Source organism: Rhizobium acidisoli (assembly GCF_002531755.2).
Lineage (GTDB): Bacteria > Pseudomonadota > Alphaproteobacteria > Rhizobiales > Rhizobiaceae > Rhizobium > Rhizobium acidisoli.
On the sequence record NZ_CP034998.1, the window covers coordinates 4,417,601 to 4,439,147 of the forward strand.

Here is a 21,547-nt window from a genome sequence, read left to right on the forward strand (position 1 = left end):
GAAGGACTCACCATGTCGCAGGAGCTTGCCGCAACCCTGACCAATCCGAGCATGCTGATCGCGCTCCTCGTGGCGATCGCGGTCTTCGCCACCTTTTATACGATCGCCGTCCCCTTCTTCGAGCGCGGCGATCTCAACAAGCGTATGAAGGCTGTTTCCACAGAGCGCGAGCAGATCCGCGCACGCGAACGCGCCCGCATGAATACCGAAACCGGCGCCGGCAAGGCCTCGCTCAGGAGCCAGAACAATCGCTCGGTCCGCCAGATCGTCGAGCGCTTCAACCTGCGCAAGGCGCTCGTCGACGAGAACACCGTCAACAAGCTGCGTGCTGCCGGTTTTCGCTCGGAAAATGCGCTGAATACTTTCCTCGTGGCGCGGTTCCTGCTGCCCTTCCTCTTCCTGGCGCTTGCCGCCTTCTGGGTCTTCGGCCTTGGCAATCTCGCCGAAAAGGGTACGCCTATCCGCCTCTTTGCCGTTATCGGCATCGGTTATCTCGGCTTCTACGCGCCGAACATCTATATCTCGAACCGCATGGGCAAGCGTCAGCACTCGATCAAGCGGGCCTGGCCGGATGCGCTCGACCTGATGCTGATCTGCGTCGAATCCGGCATCTCGATCGAGGCGGCGATGCGTCGCGTGTCGGAAGAACTCGGCGAGCAGTCGCCGCCGCTCGCCGAGGAGATGGTGCTGACCACGGCTGAACTCTCCTTCTTGCCGGATCGCCGCGTGGCGCTCGAAAATCTTGCCACGCGCACCCAGATCGAGCTGGTCCGCTCGGTCACGCAAGCGCTGATCCAGGCCGACCGCTACGGCACGCCGGTGGCGCAGGCGCTGCGTGTTCTCGCCCAGGAAGGGCGCGACGAGCGCATGAACGAAGCGGAAAAGAAGGCGGCCGCCCTGCCGCCGAAACTGACGGTGCCGATGATCCTGTTTTTCCTGCCGGTGCTAATCGCCGTCATCCTCGGCCCGGCCGGCATTCAGGTGTCAGATAAGTTCTGATCTTGCCGCCGGTTAAATGGATTCCGATTTAAGGAATAATGCGATACCTTCGATCTCAAACGAGGGTTGTTGAATGTCTTCCGCAGGCGTTTTCATCAGCATCATGGCAGCTTTGACGGTCGGCGCGATGAGTCCCGGCCCGAGCTTCGTGGTCGTCTCCAGGATTGCCATTTCGCGGTCGCGGCTGGATGGTCTCGCGGCCGCGCTCGGCATGGGCGCCGGCGGTGTGGTTTTTGCCATATTGGCGCTCGCCGGTCTGACGGCGCTGCTGTCGCAGTTCGAATGGCTTTATATCTTGCTGAAGGTCGCAGGCGGCGCCTATCTCATCTATATCGCCGTCAATATCTGGAGAGGTGCTGGAGAGCCGCTGGAGGTCTCCGACGCCGGCGATAGCCACCGCGCACCGAGACGTAGCTTCATGACCGCACTGCTGACCCAGCTCAGCAACCCGAAGACCATTATTGTCTATGCCAGCCTCTTTGCCGCGCTCCTTCCAAGGACGGTGCCGCTCGATCTCATGATTGCGCTACCGCTCGGCGTCTTTGCGGTGGAAGCGGGGTGGTATTCGATCGTGGCGCTGGCCTTTTCGGCCCGCCATCCGCGGCGGCTCTATCTCGCCGCGAAGAGCTGGATCGACTGGACTGCCGGTGCCGTCATGGGCGGCCTCGGACTTCGTCTCATTCTTTCGGGCTTGAGCGCGCGCTAAGACAATTGTCAGTTGGTGTTGCTGCCGTCCGCGGCACCGGGCGTCTTGTCCTTGGCCGCAAGCTTCTGCCAGGAATTCTGCTGCGAGAGCATACCGCGGAGATAGGCGACATTGGCATCGGCCTGTTGCGGCGAAAGTTCGCGCCGCGCGATCTGCTCGGCTTCCGGGAAACGTCCCTGCAGGCCGACGACGAGGGCAAGGTTCTGCCTGACGCGGCTGTCGGCTGTGGGTTGGCTGGCGGCGGAGCGCAGATAAGTCTCAGCCGTGCGCAGATCGCCGGTCAGCACATAGGACATGCCGAGGTTGGAAAGAATGGAGGGCTCGTTCGGCTGAATGTCGAGCGCGTCGCGGTAGCGCTGCCGGGCATCGCTTGCCCGGCCCATCTGGTCGAGGATCGCGCCTTCGGCCGAGATCAGCTTCCAGTCCGGACGATCGGGTGTCTGGGCGCGGCCGATCGTGTCGAGCGCCTGCTGAAACTGGCCGGCCGCCGCCTGCGCTTTGCCGTAGGCGGCCAGCACGTTGCGGTCGGCGGGATTGCTGATCGCCACCTGCTGCATGACGGCGAGCGCCTGCGCGTCACGGCCGTTCATGCGCAGCAGATTGGCGTAGCTGACGCCGGTGACGGGATCGCGCGGGTGCTTTTCATAGGCTTGGCCGAGCCGGTCGGTTGCCGAGCGCAGCTCGGTCGCGTCCATTTCTTCGACCGGCTTGGTAAGCTTCGGCACCGAGCCGGTCGTCATCCGATCCTTGGTCGTCGAGCAGCCGGCAAGTGCCAGGATGATCAGCGTTGCCGCAGCGCCCTGCAGGATACGATTGGTGAATGTAGTGGTGAGCGAGGCCGGCATGACGCGTTTCCCTGGATTCCGAAATCGGCGCCTGACCTCGAAGCGGAACAGGGAAAGGTTTGACGCAATCTTCGCTCCAGCAATAGTCTGTTAACCCTAACAGACCGTTAAGGAGTGATTCCTTGCGACCGCCGAAGGACAATCATGGCCCCCTATCAGTTTATCGAGAGACCGACCCCTTTCAACGCGAAGGGCGGTTCGACGCTGCCGATCTTCGCCGTCACCCCTGCCCATATCGAGACCGGCACGATTGATCCGATCGCGCTCGATTGGGCGCAGAGGGCGGGCTACAAGGCCGAAAGCGGCTCACTGCTCTTGATCCCGACGGCCGAAGGCCATCTCGGCGGCGCTCTTTTTGGTCTCGGCACCAATCCATCCGAGCAGCCTTATATCACCGGCAGGCTCGCCCGGGCGCTGCCAGCCGGCGACTGGCACATCGAGACCGCACCGCTGACGGCAAACCGCCTGGCTCTCGGTTTTGGTCTCGGCAGCTATCGTTTCGACCGCTACAAGTCTGAAAAATCGCCTGCGGCGACGCTGATGATCCCCCGCGATGCCGACAGTGCCGACATCAAGCGCCAGCTCGCCGGCGTCTTTCTCGCCCGCGACCTCATCAATACGCCGACGAACGACATGGGGCCGAACCAGCTCGAAACCGTGTTCCGTGGCCTGGCCGCACATTACAAGGCTGATGTATCGGTTATCACCGGCGACGAGCTGCTCGAGCAGAATTTCCCGCTCGTCCATACTGTCGGCCGCGCCAGCGCCGATGCACCGCGCCTACTCGAACTACGCTGGGGCAAGAAGGGCCATCGCAAGGTGACGCTTGTCGGCAAGGGCGTCTGCTTCGATACCGGCGGTCTCGATATCAAGCCCGCCGCCTCCATGCTGCTGATGAAGAAGGATATGGGCGGCGCGGCAAATGTCATGGGCCTTGCCCTGATGATCATGGACGCCAAGCTGAAGGTCGATCTGCGTGTCATCGTCCCCGTTGTCGAAAACGCCATCTCGTCCAATGCCTTCCGCCCCGGCGACATTTATAAGAGCCGCAAGGGCCTGACCGTCCAGATCGACAATACCGACGCCGAAGGCCGTCTGATCCTTGCCGATGCGCTTGCCTATGCCGACGAGGAAGAGCCCGATCTCCTGATCGACATGGCGACGTTGACCGGTGCTGCTCGCGTCGCCCTCGGTCCGGATCTCCCGCCCTTCTTCACCGATGACGCCAATCTGGCGCATGACCTGACCGAAGCGAGCCTGGAAACGGACGATCCGATCTGGCGTCTGCCGCTCTATTCCGGTTACGAAAAGGATATCCGCACCAAATTCGCCGATCTCACCAACGCGCCGGCCGGCGGCATGGCGGGGGCGATCACCGCGGCGCTCTTCCTCAAGCGTTTCGTCGGCAAGACGAAGAGCTGGGCGCATTTCGACATTTACGGCTGGGCGCAATCCGAGCGGCCGCATTCGCCGGGCGGCGGTGAAGCGCAAGCCATCCGCGCGCTCTTCCATCATATCCGCGAGAGCCTGCGCTGATGGCTGCAAACGAGGGCTGAGGGGCGGTCGCATGACGCGGTTCATGCGCTGCCCCTCGCTGTTGATCGTTAAAATTTTATTCACCCTGCCGGGCGGCAATTCCTGCCGCCTCTTGCATGTCCATGGCAACTGCCGGAAAATGAAACGTTAGCGTAACGATTTTCCGGAGGGGCCGTGCCGATCGAACTGACCGCCTCGCAGGCGCTGGGGCTCTGGCATGGCGTGGCGCTCGATCAGGTGCGCCACGATGACCGCGATTTGACGTTGCGCCAGATGGCGATCCTGCTGCATATTTATCTGGTGCCGCCACCGCATACGGTGCGCGGGCTTGCCGCGACACTCGATGTCACCAAACCGGTCATTACGCGCGCCTTGGACACAATGGGCGAGATGGGCCTGGTCGATCGTGTGCGCGACGATGCCGACCGGCGCAGCGTGATCATCAAGCGCACTGTCGGCGGCGCGCTGTACCTGGAAAAGCTCGGCGACCTCGTCCGTGAGCAGGCCCGCCGGCTGCCGCTCTGAGAGGCACCTGAAAGGCCAACTGAAAGGAACATCAATGACGATGCTCGACCGCCGACTGCATGCCTATCGGCCCGATCTCGCCGAAGCGGGGCTCGAAGGCAAGGTAGAGGCATCGCGTTTCGTCGAAGGCGCCCCGGCCCGCATTGCCGTTCCGGTCGTGGGCTTGCGCCCCGAACCGAACCTTGCGCGTGGCATCGATACCGAACTGCTTCTCGGTGAGGATGTGACGGTGTTCGATCGCGCCGACGGCTGGTGCTGGGTGAAAGCCGCTTCGGACGGTTACGTCGGTTATCTCCCAGCAGAAGCGCTTTCGCAGGGCGGGCCGGCGCCGACCCATATCGTCACCGTCCAGCGCACCTTCCTTTATCCGGTACCGGAGCTGCGCAAACCCCACCAGACAATCCTGTCGATGGGAAGCCGCGTCCATGTCGCCGGCGAGGCGGAAGCGCGCGGCAATCGCTATGTCGTGCTCGAGGATGGAACCGCGATCTTCGCCAGGCATGTCCAGCCGATCGGCGGGCTCGACGGCGCCGATTATGTCGAGATTGCAGCCCGGTTCCTGGAGACGCCCTATCTCTGGGGCGGGCGATCCGGCCTTGGCATCGATTGTTCCGGCCTCGTCCAGCTGGCAATGCTGATGACGGGCAGAGCTGCGCCGCGCGATACCGACATGCAGGCAGCCGGTCTCGGCCAGCCGATTGACCGCTCTGAAATCCGCCGCGGCGACCTGGTGTTCTGGAAGGGCCATGTCGCCGTCTTCGAGGACCCGGAAACCATCCTGCATGCCAACGGCCACAGCATGACGGTGGCGCGAGAGAATTTCGAGGCCGCCGTTAAACGCATCGGCTGGCTCTACGAGCAGCCGACCGGCTACCGTCGCCCGCCCGGCTAATCAGGCTCCCACCTCGCGCGGGTCGAGAAGATCGCGCAACCCGTCGCCAAGCATGTTGAAACCGAAGACGGCGAGCGCGATGGCAAGGCCGGGCAGGATCGCCAGCCAAGGGGCGAGCGCCAGATAGGTTTGCGCATCGGCCAGCATCCGCCCCCAGCTCGGTGCCGGCGGCGCCAAGCCGAGCCCGAGGAAGCTGAGACCGGCTTCGGTCAGAATCGCCAGCCCCAGCTGGATGGCGCCATGGACGATGATCTGGCTGATGATATTCGGCAGCACATGGCGCAGCGAAATGGTCAGGCGCGTATTGCCGATCGCGCGCGCCGCCATGACATAGTCGCGGCTCCAGGCCTGCAGCGAAGTCGCAAGCGTCACTCGGGCAAAAACCGGGATCATGAAGACGGCGATCGCGGTGATTGCGGTAAAACGACCGGGCCCGAGAAAGGCGCCGAGCATCATGGCGGACAGGATCGGCGGCAGCGCGAAGATGACGTCGCAGATGCGCATCAGCAGCGCTTCGAAAGGACCGCGGATCGCCGCCGCCGAAATGCCGGCGATCGAGCCGAGCGTCCCGCCGACCGCAACCGCGGTGATCGCGATCGACAGCGAATTCCAGCATCCCGCCATCAGCATCGACAGCACGTCTCGGCCGAATTGATCGGTGCCGAGCAGGCCGAAGGCAAGCGGCGGCTGCAGTTTGTGAATGATCTGCATTTTTGCCGGCGGCAGCGGGGTCCAGACGAGCGACAGCAGGGCGACGGCGATCAGCAGCACGATAATCACCGCCCCAAAAACCAGGTTCATTCGCCGGCTAAGTTTAAAGGCTATGCGGCTGGCAAGGGCGCTGGAAATGACGGGAGCCATGCCTCAAGCCGCCTTTCTCATCCTGGGGTCGATCGCCAGATAGGAGAGATCGATCACGAAATTCACCACGATGACGAGGGCTGCAAAGAACAGCACGACATCCTGCATGACGATGATGTCGCGCTGGGCGAGCGCCTGCAGCGCCAGCCGCCCGAGGCCGGGCAGGTTGAAGACATTTTCCACCAGCACCGCGCCGGCGACGAGAAAGGTAAATTGCAGCCCGATCATGGTGAGGATCGGGATCAGAGCATTCGGCACGACATGCCGCCACAGCACGGCGTTGCGCGAAAGCCCCTTGGCGACGGCAGTGCGGGCAAAATCCTCATGCAGCGTCTCGAGCACCGCCGACCGCGCCACCCGCGTCAACACGCCGGCCTGCGGCATCGCCAGCGCGACGGCCGGCATGACAAGCGCCTGCAACGCCGGCAGCAGACCGGCACTCCAGCCCGGGAAGCCGCCGGCCGGCATCAGCCCGAGCAACGTCGAAAACAGGATGATCAACAGCAGCGCCACCCAGAAGGCGGGCACGGCAATGCCGATCTGCGAAAACAGCGTGGCGATGACGTCAAAGAGCCCGCCGCGGCGCGACGCGGCCAGCACCCCGAGCGGCAGGGCAATCGCCACCGATAGCACGACCGCCATCAGCGCCAGCGGCAGCGTCACCGCCAGCCGCTCGACAATCAGCCCCGCGACCGCGACGCCATAGGTGTAGGATTGGCCGAGATCACCGGAGAATAGGCCGGCCAGCCATCGCCCGTAACGCAGGATGAGCGGCTGATCGAGCCCGAGATCATGCCGCAGCGCCGCCAAGGTTTCCGGGCTTGCCGAAGTGCCGAGCATGATCGAGGCGGGATCGCCGGGCAGTAGATCCATGACCGTGAAGATCAGCAGCGAGACGATGAGGAGCGTGACGAGGAGACCGGCGAAGCGGCGGAGGAGGAGTGTGATCATGCGGGCCACGCTGGCGGGGTGGTTTTTAAGACTGCTTGGTAGCCTCCTCGCCAAGCTCTCGAGGTGACGCGACCGTCACCCCAACTTCCCTCATTCCTGTGCTTGTCACAGGAATCCAGCCATCGCGCGTCTGCGCGGTGAATGACTCTTATCCCCGAGGAGGAGTCTCCCGCGCCCAAGGACTTGGGCGCGCTGGATTCCTGTGACAAGCACAGGAATGAGGGATGGAGAGGGCAACGACTGGCATTGAGCGACTCGCTGTCCGGCTTCCATTCGCTCATCTCCGTGCCTTTCAATCCGTTGGAACCCGCCTCACTCCTCCCACGAAACCCCGGACAGCACATTGGACGGCATCGGTTCGTTCTCCCACAACCCCTTCAGCTTTCCGTCCCAGACGCCGAGTTTCGGCATGACGAAGAGGTAGAGCGCCGGCACGTCCTCGGCGAGGATCTTCTGCGCCTCGCCATAGATCGCGTTCTGCGTGGCGGGATCGGCGGTCTCCTGGACCTTCTTCATCAGCGCGGTAAACACCGGGTTCTTGTAGTTGAAATAATAGGGATCGCGCCCGTAGATGTCGATGTCGAGCGGCTCGGCATGGGCGACGATCGTCATGTCGAAGTTACGGTCCTTCATGATATCCTGGACCCATTTTGCCGGAAACGCGGTCGGCTCGATATTCATCGTCACGCCGATCTCGGCAAACATCGCCTGCATCACCTCGGCGCTGCGCGGCGCATAGGCCATCTGCGGCGACTTGATCGTGAAGGTGAAGCCGTTGGGATAGCCGGCTTCGGCAAGCAGCGCCTTCGCCTTGCCGATGTCGTAAGGCAGCACGCCGGTCATATCCTGATAGCCGGGATCGTTCGGCGTGTAGTGGCTGCCGATCGGCGTGCCGAGGCCGGACCATGCGCCGTCGATCACCGTCTTGCGGTCGATCGCCATCATCAGCGCCTGGCGCACGCGTTTGTCGTCGAACGGCTTCCTGGCATTGTTCATGCCGGCGACGACTTTGAGCTCGGTATTGCCGATCCTGGTGACGAGCCTTGCATCGCCCTCGAAAGAACTCATCAGCTCCGGTGCGGCAAATTCCGGAAAGGCATCGAGATCGCCGGATTTCAGCGCAGCCGCCTGCGCCTGCGGGTCGGCGATGAAGCGGAAGATCACCTTGTCGAGCTTGGCGGACGCAGCCTTGTTCCAGTAGTCGGCATTCTTTTCCAGTTCGACCTTGTCGCCCTTCGCCCAGCCGACGAATTTGAAGGGGCCGGTGCCGATCGGCGTCACCTTGTCGTCGGCAGCGGTCTTGGGCGCGACCATCACCGAAGCCGGCCAGCCGAGCCAGTAGATCAGGCTGCCGGTCGGCGCCGAAAGATGCAGCACCAGCGTTTCGGCATCGGGCGTATCGATCGAAGCGATCGAGGCGAAGAAGCGTTTCTGCGGATTGACCGAATCGGGTCCGCGGGCGCGGTCGAGCGTAAACTTGGCGCTGGCGGCATCGAAGACCTCGCCGTCATGGAATGTGACGCCGGTCTGCAGCTTGAACGTATAGGTCAGGCCGTCAGGCGAAATCTCCCAGCTTTTTGCCAGCTGCGGCTGGATCTTGCCGGCCTGGTCGATCGTCACCAGTCCCTCGAACACGTTCTGCCAGGTCACCTGGCCGATCGCCACCGGTGCTGCGATCGTCGGATCGAGGCCGGTCGGCTCGACGCTCATGCCGAGAGTAAGGGTGGTCTTCGCTGCCTCGGCCGGCGCCATCGCCGCCATCATGAGTCCCGCCGCAAGCGCAGCCTTGAGAGAAAGCTGCCGGGCGAAGCGCGCCGGTACGAAGGAAACCTTGATCATCCTGTCCCTGTCTGGCCGCGCATCGAGGCGAAGGCCCTTCATTATCAGACCGTGGCTGCGCAGCGCACACATTGTGACGATTTTTTCTGATCCGTGTAGCCGAAATAGCTACACAGGAAATCTGCTGCAAATGCAAGCGTCAGCCTTTAATCGCCGTGCGTTGGCGCATGAAGTTTTCGATGAAGTCGACCAGTGTCGCTGCCGCAAAAGAGAGTTGTCGGTCCGGGGCAACGCAGAGATCGACATGGGTGCGAATGCCGGTCTTGCCGGCAAGTGGGATGGCGCGCAATTGGTCGGCTTCGATCTCGCGGCGAACGGCAAGCGCGGGCAGCAACGTCGCCGCAGCGCCGCTGAGCACGAGCTCTTTCAGCATTTCGATCGAACTCGTGACGAAAACAGGATCGAGATTCAATCCCTCCTTTTCGATCAGCGCGTCGAAGGCCTGACGGAAGCCAAAGGAATGCTCCGGCAGCGCCAGTGGGTAGTCGGCAAGTTTCCTCAAGGAGATATCGGGCTGCGTCGCGGCCGGATGCTGCGGCGCGACGATAAGATCATAAGCGATCTCGGAACGCAGCCGGACCTTGGTGCCTGACATGACCGGCGCAAACAGCGTCACGGCGATATCGGCCTCGGCGCTGCTGACGGCGTCGACGGCCTGCCGCGCGCTGCTGATCGTCACCGTGAAGCGCAGCTTCGGATATTTCAGGCTGAATTCCGCAAGCACCGGCGCCAGCAGGCTGGTCAGTGTGGCGCCATTGGCATAAATGCTGACATGGCCGTGTTGCAGACCCTTCAGGTCTTCGATCAGCTGCTGCACGTGATCGAGTTCGCGCAGCGTGCGGCCGGCGCGGGCGGCGAGCAGCTCGCCTGCGGCCGTCAGCTTGACGCCGCGGGAGCTGCGCTCGACCAGCGGTGCGCCGAAATGAGATTCGAGGTTTTCGATCTGCCGGCTGATTGCCGTCGGCGCGACATTGAGATTCTCGGCCGCCTGACGCATCGAATTGCTCCTGACCAGCTCGTCGAAATACATCAGTGCCCGGATCTGCATTCACGTCTCTCCGCCATGCCTGTTCGATGTGCCCATGCGTGTCCCGGTTAGGGGATAACGACATGCATGAAAACAACGCGTTTCAGCTTGCGACCCTATTCAATCAATGGCCGTCGGGATAGCGGTCGCGCCACGCCTTTTGCGCGCCCTCGGCCGGCAGCGCGGTGGCGGCGTAGACGCCGCGGGCGATCGCCCGCGCCATGACGATGGTGGCAAGATGGCAAAGCTCCATCAGGCTTGCCATGTCGTCTCGGCGATGCCTGGCCGTCGACGCGGCAAAAACCGTGTCGCCGTCGAGCGGCAGGTGCGCCGGCAGCAGCGCCCGGGCAAGACCGTCATGGCCGGCGAGCGAAAGCCGGTGCGCCTCGGCCTTGGTCAGCTGCGCGTCGGTCACCACCGCGCCGATCGTCGTCGCCGGCCCGTTCATGCCCTTGAGCCGCATCCTGTGGTCGGCGATCGCAGGCATGCCGAGCCCGCCGAATTCTGTGTCTTTTTCGAAGGGGGCCGCCCAGAAATGCGGCCCGTCGCCGATCGTTGCCGAGCCGAGCGCATTGACGGCGACGATTGCCGCGACACGATGGCCGGCGCTGCTGACGGCGCTGGCCGAGCCGAGCCCGCCTTTGAAGGTGGCCGTCGTCGCCCCTGTGCCGGCCCCCGTGGTGCCGAGCGTGAATGTGCCCTTGGCGGCGGCCTTCAGCGCGGCATAACCCATGTCGCGGTAGGGCGAGTGCAGCCCCCAATCCTTGTCGCCGCCGTTCAGCAGATCCATCAGGATCGCCTGCGGCACGATCGGTATGCGCACCGGCCCGACAGCGAAGCCGCGGCCGAGTTCGCGCAATCCGGCCTGCACGCCGCCGGCGGCATCCAGCCCGAAAGCCGAGCCGCCGGAAAGCACGAAGGCATCGACGGCGTTGACGGTCATCGACGGGTCGAGCAGACCGGTGTCGCGCCCGCCCGGCGCACCGCCGAGCACCGTGCCGGATGCGACGGCCGGCGCATCGAAGACGATGACCGTGACGCCGGAACCGAGCGCAAGGTCGGTCGCATGGCCGACGGAAACGCCGTCGATATCGGTGATGAGGTTGAGAAGATCGGGCAAGGGCGGATCCTTATGCGGATAGGCCGCCGATAGGACTGCAATTGCTCTTAAAAAACAAGACCGGCCCCAAATGGCGGGACCGGTCGGACATCGAAAAAAGCCGTGAATGCGATGCCGGCCTCATGCCTCAGGCATGAAGCGGCTTCGGATGACGGCGGGTCATCAGATCGTGGATAGCCAGCCGCACCTCGTCAGGCGAGCCGAAACGCTGCTCGTCGAGGTCGTGGACATGAAATTTCACGGCGATGAACTTCAGCCGGTCTTCATCGGGAATGACGATCCCGACGGGAACGCCTGCATATTCGATAACTTGCTTCTTCATAGATAGAACTCCTGCCGCGCGACATGCGCAGCCATGGCGAATTGACTTGTCTGGTACCGTTGAAAGGAGGACGAACGTCACATTCGACAGTTCGGGCGGGAGAGGGCGCCCGGACGGTCATTGCCAAGCGCAGATCGCCCAAGGTCGGCGAGAATATCGATGTCTATCATGCTCGTCCCTTGTGTTGGCGTTGCACTTGAGAGGTCCCGGAAGAGCCCGGGGCCGGCGATGGCTGCCACTGATAAATCTACTAACCTGGTAGAGATTACCCTGCAGCCTGTCAGAAACATATTCCGAAACGTGTCAAAATATCGACGATCCGAAAAAATTCATTCCATCCTGATCGAACTTATAGAAAGAAACATATCAGCTCTTCGTAAAATTCGCATGACAGAATCGAAACTCTTTCGACCGCCGCAGCAGAGATAGGAAGCCCGGCTGATTCAGGCAATGGGCCGTTTCATTAAAAATCGAAGTACCTTGAAATGACCGATTTGGTTAAGACGGCAAGACCCTGTCACCAGCCTTCATCGAGCACCTTTTCCAGCATGTCCGCGAAGAAATCCGCGCTTTCGATGCTGAGGCAGAGGGGTGGTTTGATCTTCAGCACATTTTGGTGATCGCCGGTCGGCTGCATGATGACGCCGAGGGTCAGCAACCGCTCGCAGATCGCCGCCGTCTCTTCGGTCGCCGGCTCCAGCGTCGTTCTGTCGCGGACGAATTCGAGCCCGAGATAGAGCCCCATGCCGTGCACGGCGCCGGCGATCGGATGGCGGTCGATCAGCGCGGCAAGCCGCGCCTTCAGATGATCGCCGACCTCTCGCGCATTTTCCTGCAGCTTTTCCTCGGCCATGATGTCGAGGACCGTCATGCCGGCGACGCAACTGACCGGGCTGCCGCCGGTGGAGGAAAAGAACGTGCCCTCCTTCTCCAGCGACCCGGCGATTTCCCGGGTGGTGATGACCGCGCCGAGCGGATGGCCGTTGCCCATGCCCTTGGCGATGGTGATGATGTCGGGCACGACCCCTTGCTGTTCGAAGCCCCAGAAATAATGGCCGAGCCTGCCATAACCGACCTGCACTTCATCGGCGATGCAGAGGCCGCCGCGGGCGCGCACCTGCGCATAGACCTGACCGAGATAGCCGTCCGGCAGCGGAATGCCGCCGGCATTGCCGTAGACCGATTCGCAGATGAAGCCGGCAAGGCCCTCGCCGCCGGCGTCGATCGCCTCCAACACCGGCGTTATCGCGCCGAGATAGCCGGCCGCCGTATCGGGACCGCGGAATGCGCCGCGATAGGTATTCGGCGACGCGACGGCATGCACCCAGTCCGGCCGGGTGGTCAGAGCCTCAGGATTGTCGGCGATCGAGGTGGAGACGGCGTCACTTGCCGAAGACCAGCCATGATAGGCTTCGAGCAGGCAAAGCATGTTGCGCGCGCCGCTATGAGCCTGCGCCAGCCGGATCGCCAGATCGTTCGCCTCCGAGCCGCTGTTGACCAGGAAGACCGTATCGAGCCCGTCGGGCGAAAGTGCTGCGAGCCGCTCGGAAAATTCCGCGATCGCGGCATAGTGAAAGCGCGAGTTGGTGTTGAGCCGCAGCCACTGGGCACTGATCGCCGCCGCAAGCCTGGGATGGCCATGGCCGAGAATGGAGACGTTGTTGACCATGTCGAGATAGGCGCGGCCCTCGACATCGAACAGATGCTCCTTCCAGCCGCGCTCGATCTGCGGCGGCGCCGCGTAATAATTCTTCTGCGCTCCTGCCAGATGTGTCTGCCGCCTGGCAAACAGCTCGGCGGTTTCCGGTTTTGGCGCATCGGCTCCTGGGCCGAGAAGCAAGGAGGGAGAAGGGCAGAGCACCGACCAGGCCGCCGCCTCGCGCGGTGTGGCAAAGAGCGGCGGCTCGAGCCCGGCGACGCGGCAAAGCTGGGCGCGCAGCCCGCCAAGCGACGAAGCCTCGCCGACGACCGTGCCCAGCGCGTCGCCGCTGGCAAGCTCGGCGCCATCCTCCACCGAGAGGTCGAGCCCGTCGAGGTGCAGGGTCATGCCGTCGCCGGTCAGTGTCAGATGCTGGTCCTTCCAGCCGATGCGGCCGGCAAAGGGCGCTGCGACCGCGCTGCCGGCGGCAAGGCATATATCGATATGCAGAGCGCAGGTCGCCTGTCTTCCGGCGGTTCCCGCCCGGGAAAGCCGATATTCGCCGTAGCGCGTCGCTGCCGTGCCGTTCTCGGTCGCAGCGCGGGCAAGCAGCCGCCAATCCATGTCGGCATTCAGCCAGTTGCCGGCGGAAAAATGCGAGCTCCGCACCCCGAGATCGACATAGGCGATCCCGGCGGGATCGATGTCGGGCAGCAGCGGCAGCCATTCCGATGTTTCCGGGGCGGCGACATCGCCGCCAGCGGCCTGGAGGATTGCTGCTTCCATCAATTCGAAGGGAACCGACATCGCCGTATCGAAGATCGCCCGCTCGCGATCGAGATTGCCGCGGACATAGTCGTTGTCGGGATCGACCGAAATCTGCTGCTCGCTGCTGGCGACGAGAATGACCGCGCGGGCGACGATCAATGGCCAGAGCGCCTTCAACTCCTCCTCGGTCAGCGGATAGATCGCCTGATAGGCCGTGACGGCCGGCAGGATATGAAAGGGGTCGCCCTCGGCATGATGCAGCAGCGAGGCGCAGGTGACGGCGAGGTCGCCGACCAGCCAGCCGCGGATGATGTCGCCGAAATCGATCACTCCATGGGGGATGATATGGCCATGGGCACTGCGATGACCGACGACATTGTCTCCGGTGACGTCGTGATGCACCGCCTGCAGCCGAAGCGACGGCGCCAAGGGCTGGATGCGGCGAACGGCCATCACCATGGTCTTGGCGATCCGGTCGCGCGCGGCACTGTCGGTGATGGCGGAAAGCAGCTGCACCGCGACCGGCCCGGCCCGCCGCAGATCCCATTGCAGGCTGCGGTCGAGACCGGGATGGTTGAAATCGGCAAGCGCCTGCGCCAGCTTGGCGCAGAGGGCGCCGAGCGCCGCAACGGAAGCCGGCGCCAGGTAGGTCAGTTCCGTCAGCCCCTGACCTTCCAGATATTCCAGCAGCCGGACCTGATAGCCCTGCCCGCGCACCGTCAGCACGACGATCTCCCGCCCCTCGTTGCTGGCGATCACATTGGGAACCCGTGGCGCATCCTGTTTGCTCTTGAGGTGATGGATCGCGGCATTCTGCGCTTCGAGTTCGCGGGTCTCGTAGGCGGCATGGCAGATCTTCAGGACGTAGCGGCCGCGATCGCTATCGACGCGGTAGTTCCGATCCTGCTGACTGCCGAGTTCGGCGATGGTGCCTGACAGGCTGTAATGGGCAAGAAGGATCTCTTCCGCGTCGGCAACGGTCACGTTGGGACGCGGCAGCGACATGCGATCAACAAGCGCGTCGTCGGTCATGACACCCCTCCCGCAGCATGATTCGATTACCTATTGAAGACGATAATCAAATACTTGCTGCTGGCAGGCAACGGGAGATTGTCGTCTGCCAGCAAAAGAGATGTGGTTTCGACCGCGTTCAACCCATGCGTTCGGAGGCGTAGCTGCCGGGGCTTGCCGGGAAGACCACGGTTCGATTGCCGTTGATGAAGGTGCGGTGGTGGATATGGGCGTGGATGGCCCGGGCCAGCACCTGGCTTTCGACGTCGCGGCCGATCGAGACGTAGTCGTCCGGCGACTGCGCATGGGTGATGCGGGCCGTGTCCTGCTCGATGATCGGGCCTTCGTCGAGATCGGCGGTGACGTAATGGGCGGTTGCCCCGATCAGTTTGACGCCGCGGCCATAGGCCTGCTTGTAGGGGTTGGCGCCCTTGAAGCTCGGCAGGAAGGAATGGTGGATGTTGATGATCTTGCCCGACATCTTCTGGCACATCTCGTCCGACAGGATCTGCATGTAGCGGGCAAGCACGATCAGCTCGGTGCCGGTCTGCTCGGCCACCTCCATGATATGGGCTTCGGCCTGCACCTTGTTGGCCTTGGTGACCGGAATATGGTGGAAGGGGATGTCGTGGTTGACCACGACCTTCTGATAGTCGAAATGGTTGGAGACGACGCCGACGATATCGATCGGCAGGGCGCCGATCTTCCAGCGGTAGAGCAGGTCGTTGAGACAATGGCCGAAGCGCGACACCATCAGCAGCACCTTCATGCGGCTTTCGCTGTCGTGGAATTCGTATTCCATCGAAAAGGGTGCGGCGACGGCGGCAAAATCGGCGCCGATCTCCGAGCCGGACAGGCCTTCTTCAGAGATGAAGGAGACGCGCATGAAGAACTTGCCGGTATCGAGATCGTCGAACTGGCTGGAGTCGATGATGTTGCAACCCTTGTCGGCCAGATAGCTCGAAATCGCCGCCACGATGCCGCGCGTCGATTTGCAGGATACCGTCAATACATAGCTTTTCATGTCTCTCCCTCTTCCCTCTTCAAGGCCGCGGCCGTGCTTAGATCAAAGCCTGGGCCGCGAACAGGCCGGTGCGCTTTCATTCATGCGACAAATTGCAAGATGACCCATCATGTTTGTGCAAGTTCTCTCGCTTCCGGGTCTTCATGTCTCGCCTGTCGTTATCGCAAAACCGCTGCACAGTTTTGCGCGACAGGCCTTAGCTTAGGAGAAGTTACGCAAAAAACTGTGCCGCCAGCGCCGTGGGCATGCGTATTCTCGCCTTCGATGGGCGAAGTTAGGCCGGCGGGCGGCTCGCCACCGCCACTTTCCGCCGCGGCGTGGTGATTTCGTGGATGATGGCGCCGCCGATCGACGAGAGCACCAGCGACAGGATCACGAAGAGCACCGGCTGCTGCAGGATGCCGATCGGCAGCCGGTCGGCGGCGACCCTCAGGAAGGCGAGCGTGAAGGCGTGGGTGATATAGATGCTGTAGGAGCAGTCGCCGAGATAGTTCAGCCAGCCGATAAAAGGCAGCCTGGAAAAGTCGATCGAGACCGCGCCGTAGACGATGAAGATCGCCGGGATTCCCCAGGCGTAGAACCGGCTTTCCGGCGGCATCAGCGCCTCGTTGATGAAGAGGAACGCAAAGCCGATGATGAGCGCCGCCCATGCCCAGCGCTTCGGCAGAAGCACCTTCTGCCGATAGAGCCAGCCGAGCACGGCGCCGGCGAGAAACTCCAGAATGATCGGCTCGCCGTAGAAGCGGGTGACTGTTGTTTCCGGCAGCAGCCGGCAGGCGATCAGGATGACGGCGAAGACGGCAAACATTGCCGGGATGCGGCGGGTTTCCGAGAGCTGCAGCAGCAGCGCGAAGACGAGATAGAAGAACATCTCGTAATTCAGCGTCCAGCCAGGCACCACGACGGGGGTGATCGTGCTCGGATCGGCGGCATTGGCCCATGGCAGAAAGAACAGCGAGGCGATCAGATGCCGCAGGTCGAACACGGTCGATTTCAGCAATGAGGGGGCCACCAGCGCCACAACAGCCGAAAACAATGTTGCCAGCCAATAGAGCGGGACGATGCGTTTGATGCGCCGGCGGGCGAAATCGATGGGGCTCATCGCCCGCCCGCTCGTCGTCAGCCACATCACGAAACCGCTGAGCACGAAGAAGATGTCGACGCCGGTCTCGCCATAGACGAAGGTGGTGGCGTCGAGCGCGGGATTGACCTTCGCAAGCTGCAAGATCGCGTGGAAATAGACGACCATCAGCGCTGCGACGGCGCGCAGATATTGAAGCTGGACAAGCATCGAGCGTCTTGCTCCCTCGGGCTCGTGCGGGTCGCCGGACTCAGCCGTGCCGCTGCGGTCAACTCTATACATCTGCCGGACGATCCTGCCGGAGGCGCGGGCTGTCGTGGAAGCGCATATATCCGACGACGAACCACAGGAGACCGGCGATTTTCATCGAGAAAACAGCGGTCCCCCCGATCATCATATTCAGAAAAATGAAAAGAGAAAGTGAATGGGCGCAGCGCCGCTGCGCCGCCGTGCGCCCGGCGGGAAACAGGCAGACGAACAGCCATAGGGCGATAACGCCGAATATCGTCGCCGCGTAGATCAGGTAGACATAACCGCTGTCGGCGAATTCGGCGACCCGGTCGACCGAAAGCCCGAGGATGGCGAGCGGATCGAGTTCCATGATCTTCTTCATCGTCAGGTTGATGCGGCCGGTGAAATTGTCGCCGGTCGCATTGGGTTTTAAGGTGTAGACGAGGAAACCGGCGGCGACGATCAGCGGCATCAGCGCCAGATTGAAATTCCTCGGGATCTTCGGAAAGACGAAATAACCGGCAATGCAGGCAAAACAGAAGATCAGCATCGTGCGGGTGTCGTTCGTCACCAGGATCAGCACCGCGGTGCCGACGAACAGCAGCCGGTCCCAGCGGCCTATTCTTTCCCACATGGAAATCAGATAGATCGCGATCACGCCGCAGAAATTGGCGAGCGACACCTGTTCGAGGAAGATCGACGACGAGCGGTGGTCGATGACGCCGAAGGAGAAACGCTCGGGAAAACCGAGCGCGTTCTGGAACAGGCCCGTCGTGTTGTAGCTCAGCGGCAGCAGCCCGCGTGTATTGGCGAAATAATCGGACGGATGCACGATGCTGACATAGAACGGCACGCTGACGATCTCGAAGATCAGGAAGATCATGACGGCAAGGCTTGCCCAGCGAAAGGCGAGTTTCATCGTCTTCTCGTTGCTCCAGCCGCCGAGGCCGGAAAAGCAGAAGATGATCAGAACGTTGCGGAAATGATCGACGAAAAGCATGCGGTTGAGCACGCTGACATAGATCGTCACGACAAGTGTGAACAGCAGGAACAGGAAGGCCGGCAGATCGGTCTCGTAGATCCCCTTGTGCAGGATGTAGAGGATGGCGCTCGCCATGATCAGCCCTTCGCTGGCGGCGACATGCGTCAACGAGAGCGGCATGATGTTGTGGTTGATGAAGGCGAGAATGCCGTTGTAGAGCACCGACAGCAGTCCGAGCCAGAGCACGGTATGATCGGTCCGCGCCGCTTCGCCGGCTGCACTGCCGGCTATAGGAAAAGCTGCCTTCTGTTCGAGGACCGCCACCGTCACTTCCCCGCTGGCTTGACGCTGGCGCAGGCGCCGGCTTTGGCTTTTGCCGAATTGGCGAGAAGCCGCATCTGCGGCCGCTCAGCGCCCTTTCGCGGCTGGACGTTGAACGGCTCGTCGGCCGGCCACCATTCGCCTGCGGCCCAATAGGACCAGCCGAGCCAGGCTTCGCCATTATCGGACATGGTGGAATAGATCTCGGTCAGCCCGCTCATGCAGTCCTTGTCGGCAGCGGCGCCGAACTCGCCGAGAAAGCCGCGCTTGTGGTTCTTCTTCAGCCAGGCGGTGACGCCGGCGATCGCTTCGACCGCGGCGGTGGCACCCTCGCAGGTCGGATGGGTTCCGGAGGAATCGATGTCGAGATACTGGTGGACCTCATAGGCGTAGAAGTCGAGCGGATCGCGCACGCCGAGCATCACCGTGCCGTTGGCGCCGCCGATCACATCCTCCTCCCAGCTGTGAGCGCCACTCCAGGCGGTGCCCGGCACCAGGATGAGGTTGCGGGCGCCGACGGCGCGGATGCTGCGGATCGCCGCATTGGCGGCATCGAGCCAGTCCGTCGCCTTGATATCGTGCGGCTCGTTCATCAGGCCGAAGAGCACGCCGTCCTGATTGGCGAATTCGACCGCAAGCCTTGCCCAGAAATCACCGAAGGCGGCATCCGTCGCCGGCGCCGTGCCGACCTGCACCTTGTCGTAATAGCCGAAATTATGCGGGTCGAGCAGTACGGCCATGCCGTGCTTGCGGATCAGCCCGACGGTGTCCTTGATCCGCTTGAGTTCGTCCTCGTCGAGCCGGCCGCCCAGCGCCGGCTGCAACCGCTCCCAGCGGAAGGGCAGCCGGACGATCGTCATGCCCTTTTCGGCGAAATAGCGGATCGTCTCTTCGCTCGGATAGGTGTAGTTCGTCCCGTAAATGCCGTCGCGCTCGCCATATTCGCCACCGGAAAGATTGACGCCGCGATAGCAGGGCGGACCGGCCGCAAGGGTCGGCGAGGGGACGAGAACGGCCGCAAGCAGCAGCGCCGTCAGATGTCGTCTCGTCCTCATGGCTGTCCTCGTAATCCAGGCAAATCGCAACATCGGCGTCGCTGAGATTATTTTAACGGTCCGTTAGCTAAGAATTTCTAAAGTCTGAGCACCTCGGCTTCAGTCTTTCACGCTGGGCAGGACACGAGTGCGCGTATGAACCAGTATGACAGGAACAGGGTAAGCCGGCTCCCTGGCTGGCGCAGTTATGAGTCGTCTCAGACTGCGCCGGAAGGCGTGCGCATGCGCAGTCCCGTGGTCCGTCCGGACGATTTCGTCCCTCCGCCGCCCGAACCCGCCCCTCCTGCCTTTGTGCCGCCGCCGGCAAGTGTTGCGCAACCCCGCCAAGCCGAACGCCCGGCGCCCCCGTCCTCGGCTGTGCCCCCGACGGCGCCTAGGAAACAGCCGGTCGTGGACGCGCCGCCGAACGCAGTGCCCGCCTCTGCCGCACCGCTTCTCGACCTCCGCTCAAGCGTCGCCGCGATCTGGAGCCGGCGGTTGGTCGTGCTTGGTCTTGCCCTTCTCGGCGCCGTCGCCGGCGGGGTGGTGGCGCCCACCATCGGGCAAAAATTCACCGCCGTCAGCAGCCTCTATTTCGATCCGCGCCAGATCGGCCTTGCCGATGCGGGCGGCCAGTCTTCGGGGCCTTCGCCGGAAATGATCTCGACTTTGATCGACAGCCAGGTGCAGATCCTGACCTCCGGCAATGTACTGCGCCGCGTCGTCGAGACCATGAAGCTCGACCAGGATCCGGAATTCACCGGCGGCCGCACCGATGGCGCCGCCGTGATCGGCACTCTGCAGAAGGCGCTGGTCATCACCCGGCAGGCCAGCACCTATGTCGTTTCGCTTGCCGCGACGACCAATGATCCCGAGAAATCGGCAAGACTGGCCAACCAGGTCGTCACCTCCTTCACCGAGGAGGAAAACAGCGCCTCGAACGGCATCTACGAAAACACCTCCTCGACGCTGGACGGACGCCTCGACGATTTGCGGCAGAAGGTGCTGGAGGCTGAGCAGGCTGTCGAAACCTTCCGCGCCGACAACGACATGGCCGCGACCGAGGGCAATCTGATTTCCGATCAGCGGCTCGTCTCGCTGAACACGATGCTGGTGACGGCGCAGGAAAAAACCATCCAGGCCAAGGCCCGCGCCGATGCCGTCGCCAATCTCCGCGTCGAGGATATCGTTGCCGGCAACCAGGCGGAGGGCGGCGTCACTTCGCCGCTGGTCAGCCTGCGCCAGCAATATGCCACCCAGGCCGCCGCCGTCGGCAGCCTCGAAAGCCAGATGGGTACGCGCCATCCGCGCCTGCAGGCGGCCCGCTCCTCGCTGCAGAGCATATCAGGCGAAATCAAGGGCGAACTGCAGCGGCTCGCCACGTCGGCAAGGGGCGAATACGAGCAAGCCAAAGCCGCCGAGGACAGCATCGCCAAGGAGCTTGCCGTCCAGAAAGCGCTGCAGGCGAGCACCTCGGACAAGCAGGTGGAACTGAACGAATTGCAGCGCAAGGCGACGGCGGCGCGCGATATCTACGAGTCGGTGCTGAAGCGCTCCAGCCAGACGAACGAGGAGCAGAACCTCAACCAGAGCAACATTCGCGTCATCTCGCCGGCCGAGCCGCCTGTGAAGGCCGACGGCCCGGGAAAGAAGATCCTGCTTATCGCAGGCATCATCGGCGGTCTTCTTGCCGGTTTCGTCGTCGGCGCCGGTTTTGCGATCCTCGCCGGCCTTTTCGGCCACCCCGTCATCAGAAGTTATTTCAGCAGGTCGCCCGCGACCACCGCTTGATGACGGTCGCCGGTTTCCCTACATCCTGTGAGTGCCCTATTG

The 21,547-nt window shown here is 62.8% G+C and carries 18 protein-coding genes; 6 read left to right on the top strand and 12 right to left on the bottom strand.

Annotated features, from left to right (window positions below):
• Window positions 1-12: 12 nt before the first annotated feature.
• On the top strand, window positions 13-999 hold the full coding sequence (locus CO657_RS21485) for a type II secretion system F family protein (protein WP_054182151.1): 987 nt from the start codon (window positions 13-15) through the stop codon (window positions 997-999).
• 73 nt (window positions 1,000-1,072) lie between these two features.
• Entirely contained in the window at window positions 1,073-1,705 is a 633-nt protein-coding gene (locus CO657_RS21490) for a LysE family translocator (protein WP_054182150.1), read from the top strand.
• A gap of 8 nt (window positions 1,706-1,713) precedes the next feature.
• On the opposite strand, the gene CO657_RS21495 is transcribed toward CO657_RS21490, so the two are convergent.
• Window positions 1,714-2,550 carry a tetratricopeptide repeat protein gene (locus tag CO657_RS21495; RefSeq protein ID WP_054182149.1) on the bottom strand — a complete coding sequence of 279 codons (837 nt, stop codon included), beginning with the start codon at window positions 2,548-2,550 and terminating at the stop codon, window positions 1,714-1,716.
• Between the two features lie 144 nt (window positions 2,551-2,694).
• Between CO657_RS21495 and CO657_RS21500 the strand changes: the two genes are divergently transcribed.
• The 3 genes from CO657_RS21500 to CO657_RS21510 all read left to right on the top strand — a co-directional run bounded on the left by CO657_RS21500 (window position 2,695) and on the right by CO657_RS21510 (window position 5,503).
• Window positions 2,695-4,086, top strand: a complete 1,392-nt coding sequence (locus CO657_RS21500) for a leucyl aminopeptidase family protein (RefSeq protein WP_054182148.1) — start codon at window positions 2,695-2,697, stop codon at window positions 4,084-4,086.
• Window positions 4,087-4,260: 174 nt separating this feature from the next.
• The gene (locus CO657_RS21505; RefSeq protein WP_054182147.1) at window positions 4,261-4,611 is read left to right on the top strand and encodes a MarR family transcriptional regulator; all 351 of its coding nucleotides are present in this window, start codon (window positions 4,261-4,263) and stop codon (window positions 4,609-4,611) included.
• A gap of 34 nt (window positions 4,612-4,645) precedes the next feature.
• Complete coding sequence (locus CO657_RS21510; RefSeq protein ID WP_054182146.1) at window positions 4,646-5,503, top strand: C40 family peptidase; 858 nt, start codon at window positions 4,646-4,648, stop codon at window positions 5,501-5,503.
• Here the strand turns inward: CO657_RS21510 and CO657_RS21515 are convergent, their stop codons facing one another.
• The 11 genes from CO657_RS21515 to CO657_RS21565 form a co-directional block, all read right to left on the bottom strand.
• Window positions 5,504-6,364, bottom strand: a complete 861-nt coding sequence (locus CO657_RS21515; protein WP_054182145.1) for an ABC transporter permease — start codon at window positions 6,362-6,364, stop codon at window positions 5,504-5,506.
• A 3-nt stretch (window positions 6,365-6,367) separates the two neighbouring features.
• Window positions 6,368-7,315 (bottom strand): ABC transporter permease, encoded by a 948-nt coding sequence (locus CO657_RS21520; protein ID WP_054182266.1) that lies wholly within the window; start codon window positions 7,313-7,315, stop codon window positions 6,368-6,370.
• A gap of 312 nt (window positions 7,316-7,627) precedes the next feature.
• Window positions 7,628-9,154 carry an ABC transporter substrate-binding protein gene (locus CO657_RS21525; RefSeq protein WP_054182265.1) on the bottom strand — a complete coding sequence of 509 codons (1,527 nt, stop codon included), beginning with the start codon at window positions 9,152-9,154 and terminating at the stop codon, window positions 7,628-7,630.
• A 139-nt stretch (window positions 9,155-9,293) separates the two neighbouring features.
• Window positions 9,294-10,202 carry a LysR family transcriptional regulator gene (locus tag CO657_RS21530; protein WP_054182144.1) on the bottom strand — a complete coding sequence of 303 codons (909 nt, stop codon included), beginning with the start codon at window positions 10,200-10,202 and terminating at the stop codon, window positions 9,294-9,296.
• Window positions 10,203-10,305: 103 nt separating this feature from the next.
• Window positions 10,306-11,301, bottom strand: coding sequence for a P1 family peptidase (locus CO657_RS21535; protein ID WP_054182143.1), 996 nt, complete (start codon window positions 11,299-11,301; stop codon window positions 10,306-10,308).
• A 127-nt stretch (window positions 11,302-11,428) separates the two neighbouring features.
• Window positions 11,429-11,623: a hypothetical protein gene (locus CO657_RS21540; RefSeq protein ID WP_003544544.1), complete on the bottom strand. Its 195-nt coding sequence runs from the start codon at window positions 11,621-11,623 to the stop codon at window positions 11,429-11,431.
• Between the two features lie 517 nt (window positions 11,624-12,140).
• On the bottom strand, window positions 12,141-15,062 hold the full coding sequence (locus CO657_RS21545) for an aminotransferase (RefSeq protein ID WP_054182142.1): 2,922 nt from the start codon (window positions 15,060-15,062) through the stop codon (window positions 12,141-12,143).
• 118 nt (window positions 15,063-15,180) lie between these two features.
• Complete coding sequence (gene purU / locus CO657_RS21550; RefSeq protein WP_003589197.1) at window positions 15,181-16,065, bottom strand: formyltetrahydrofolate deformylase; 885 nt, start codon at window positions 16,063-16,065, stop codon at window positions 15,181-15,183.
• 274 nt (window positions 16,066-16,339) lie between these two features.
• Window positions 16,340-17,356: an acyltransferase family protein gene (locus CO657_RS21555; protein ID WP_054182141.1), complete on the bottom strand. Its 1,017-nt coding sequence runs from the start codon at window positions 17,354-17,356 to the stop codon at window positions 16,340-16,342.
• Between the two features lie 64 nt (window positions 17,357-17,420).
• A complete protein-coding gene (locus CO657_RS21560) occupies window positions 17,421-18,683 on the bottom strand; it encodes a hypothetical protein (RefSeq protein ID WP_054182140.1) in 1,263 nt (420 codons plus the stop codon).
• A 2-nt stretch (window positions 18,684-18,685) separates the two neighbouring features.
• Window positions 18,686-19,735: a glycoside hydrolase family 5 protein gene (locus CO657_RS21565; RefSeq protein WP_054182139.1), complete on the bottom strand. Its 1,050-nt coding sequence runs from the start codon at window positions 19,733-19,735 to the stop codon at window positions 18,686-18,688.
• A 135-nt stretch (window positions 19,736-19,870) separates the two neighbouring features.
• Here CO657_RS21565 and CO657_RS21570 point away from each other — a divergent pair, with 135 nt between their 5' ends.
• Complete coding sequence (locus tag CO657_RS21570; protein ID WP_054182138.1) at window positions 19,871-21,505, top strand: GumC family protein; 1,635 nt, start codon at window positions 19,871-19,873, stop codon at window positions 21,503-21,505.
• Window positions 21,506-21,547: the final 42 nt, after the last annotated feature.

Coding starts and splice junctions, on each gene's coding strand:
- CO657_RS21485 (WP_054182151.1), top strand. CDS start 13: ATGTCGCAGGAGCTTGCCGCAACCCTGACCAATCCGAGCATGCTGATC.
- CO657_RS21490 (WP_054182150.1), top strand. CDS start 1,073: ATGTCTTCCGCAGGCGTTTTCATCAGCATCATGGCAGCTTTGACGGTC.
- CO657_RS21495 (WP_054182149.1), bottom strand. CDS start 2,550: ATGCCGGCCTCGCTCACCACTACATTCACCAATCGTATCCTGCAGGGC.
- CO657_RS21500 (WP_054182148.1), top strand. CDS start 2,695: ATGGCCCCCTATCAGTTTATCGAGAGACCGACCCCTTTCAACGCGAAG.
- CO657_RS21510 (WP_054182146.1), top strand. CDS start 4,646: ATGACGATGCTCGACCGCCGACTGCATGCCTATCGGCCCGATCTCGCC.
- CO657_RS21515 (WP_054182145.1), bottom strand. CDS start 6,364: ATGGCTCCCGTCATTTCCAGCGCCCTTGCCAGCCGCATAGCCTTTAAA.
- CO657_RS21520 (WP_054182266.1), bottom strand. CDS start 7,315: ATGATCACACTCCTCCTCCGCCGCTTCGCCGGTCTCCTCGTCACGCTC.
- CO657_RS21525 (WP_054182265.1), bottom strand. CDS start 9,154: ATGATCAAGGTTTCCTTCGTACCGGCGCGCTTCGCCCGGCAGCTTTCT.
- CO657_RS21530 (WP_054182144.1), bottom strand. CDS start 10,202: ATGCAGATCCGGGCACTGATGTATTTCGACGAGCTGGTCAGGAGCAAT.
- CO657_RS21540 (WP_003544544.1), bottom strand. CDS start 11,623: ATGAAGAAGCAAGTTATCGAATATGCAGGCGTTCCCGTCGGGATCGTC.
- CO657_RS21545 (WP_054182142.1), bottom strand. CDS start 15,062: ATGACCGACGACGCGCTTGTTGATCGCATGTCGCTGCCGCGTCCCAAC.
- purU (WP_003589197.1), bottom strand. CDS start 16,065: ATGAAAAGCTATGTATTGACGGTATCCTGCAAATCGACGCGCGGCATC.
- CO657_RS21555 (WP_054182141.1), bottom strand. CDS start 17,356: ATGCTTGTCCAGCTTCAATATCTGCGCGCCGTCGCAGCGCTGATGGTC.
- CO657_RS21565 (WP_054182139.1), bottom strand. CDS start 19,735: ATGAGGACGAGACGACATCTGACGGCGCTGCTGCTTGCGGCCGTTCTC.
- CO657_RS21570 (WP_054182138.1), top strand. CDS start 19,871: ATGAACCAGTATGACAGGAACAGGGTAAGCCGGCTCCCTGGCTGGCGC.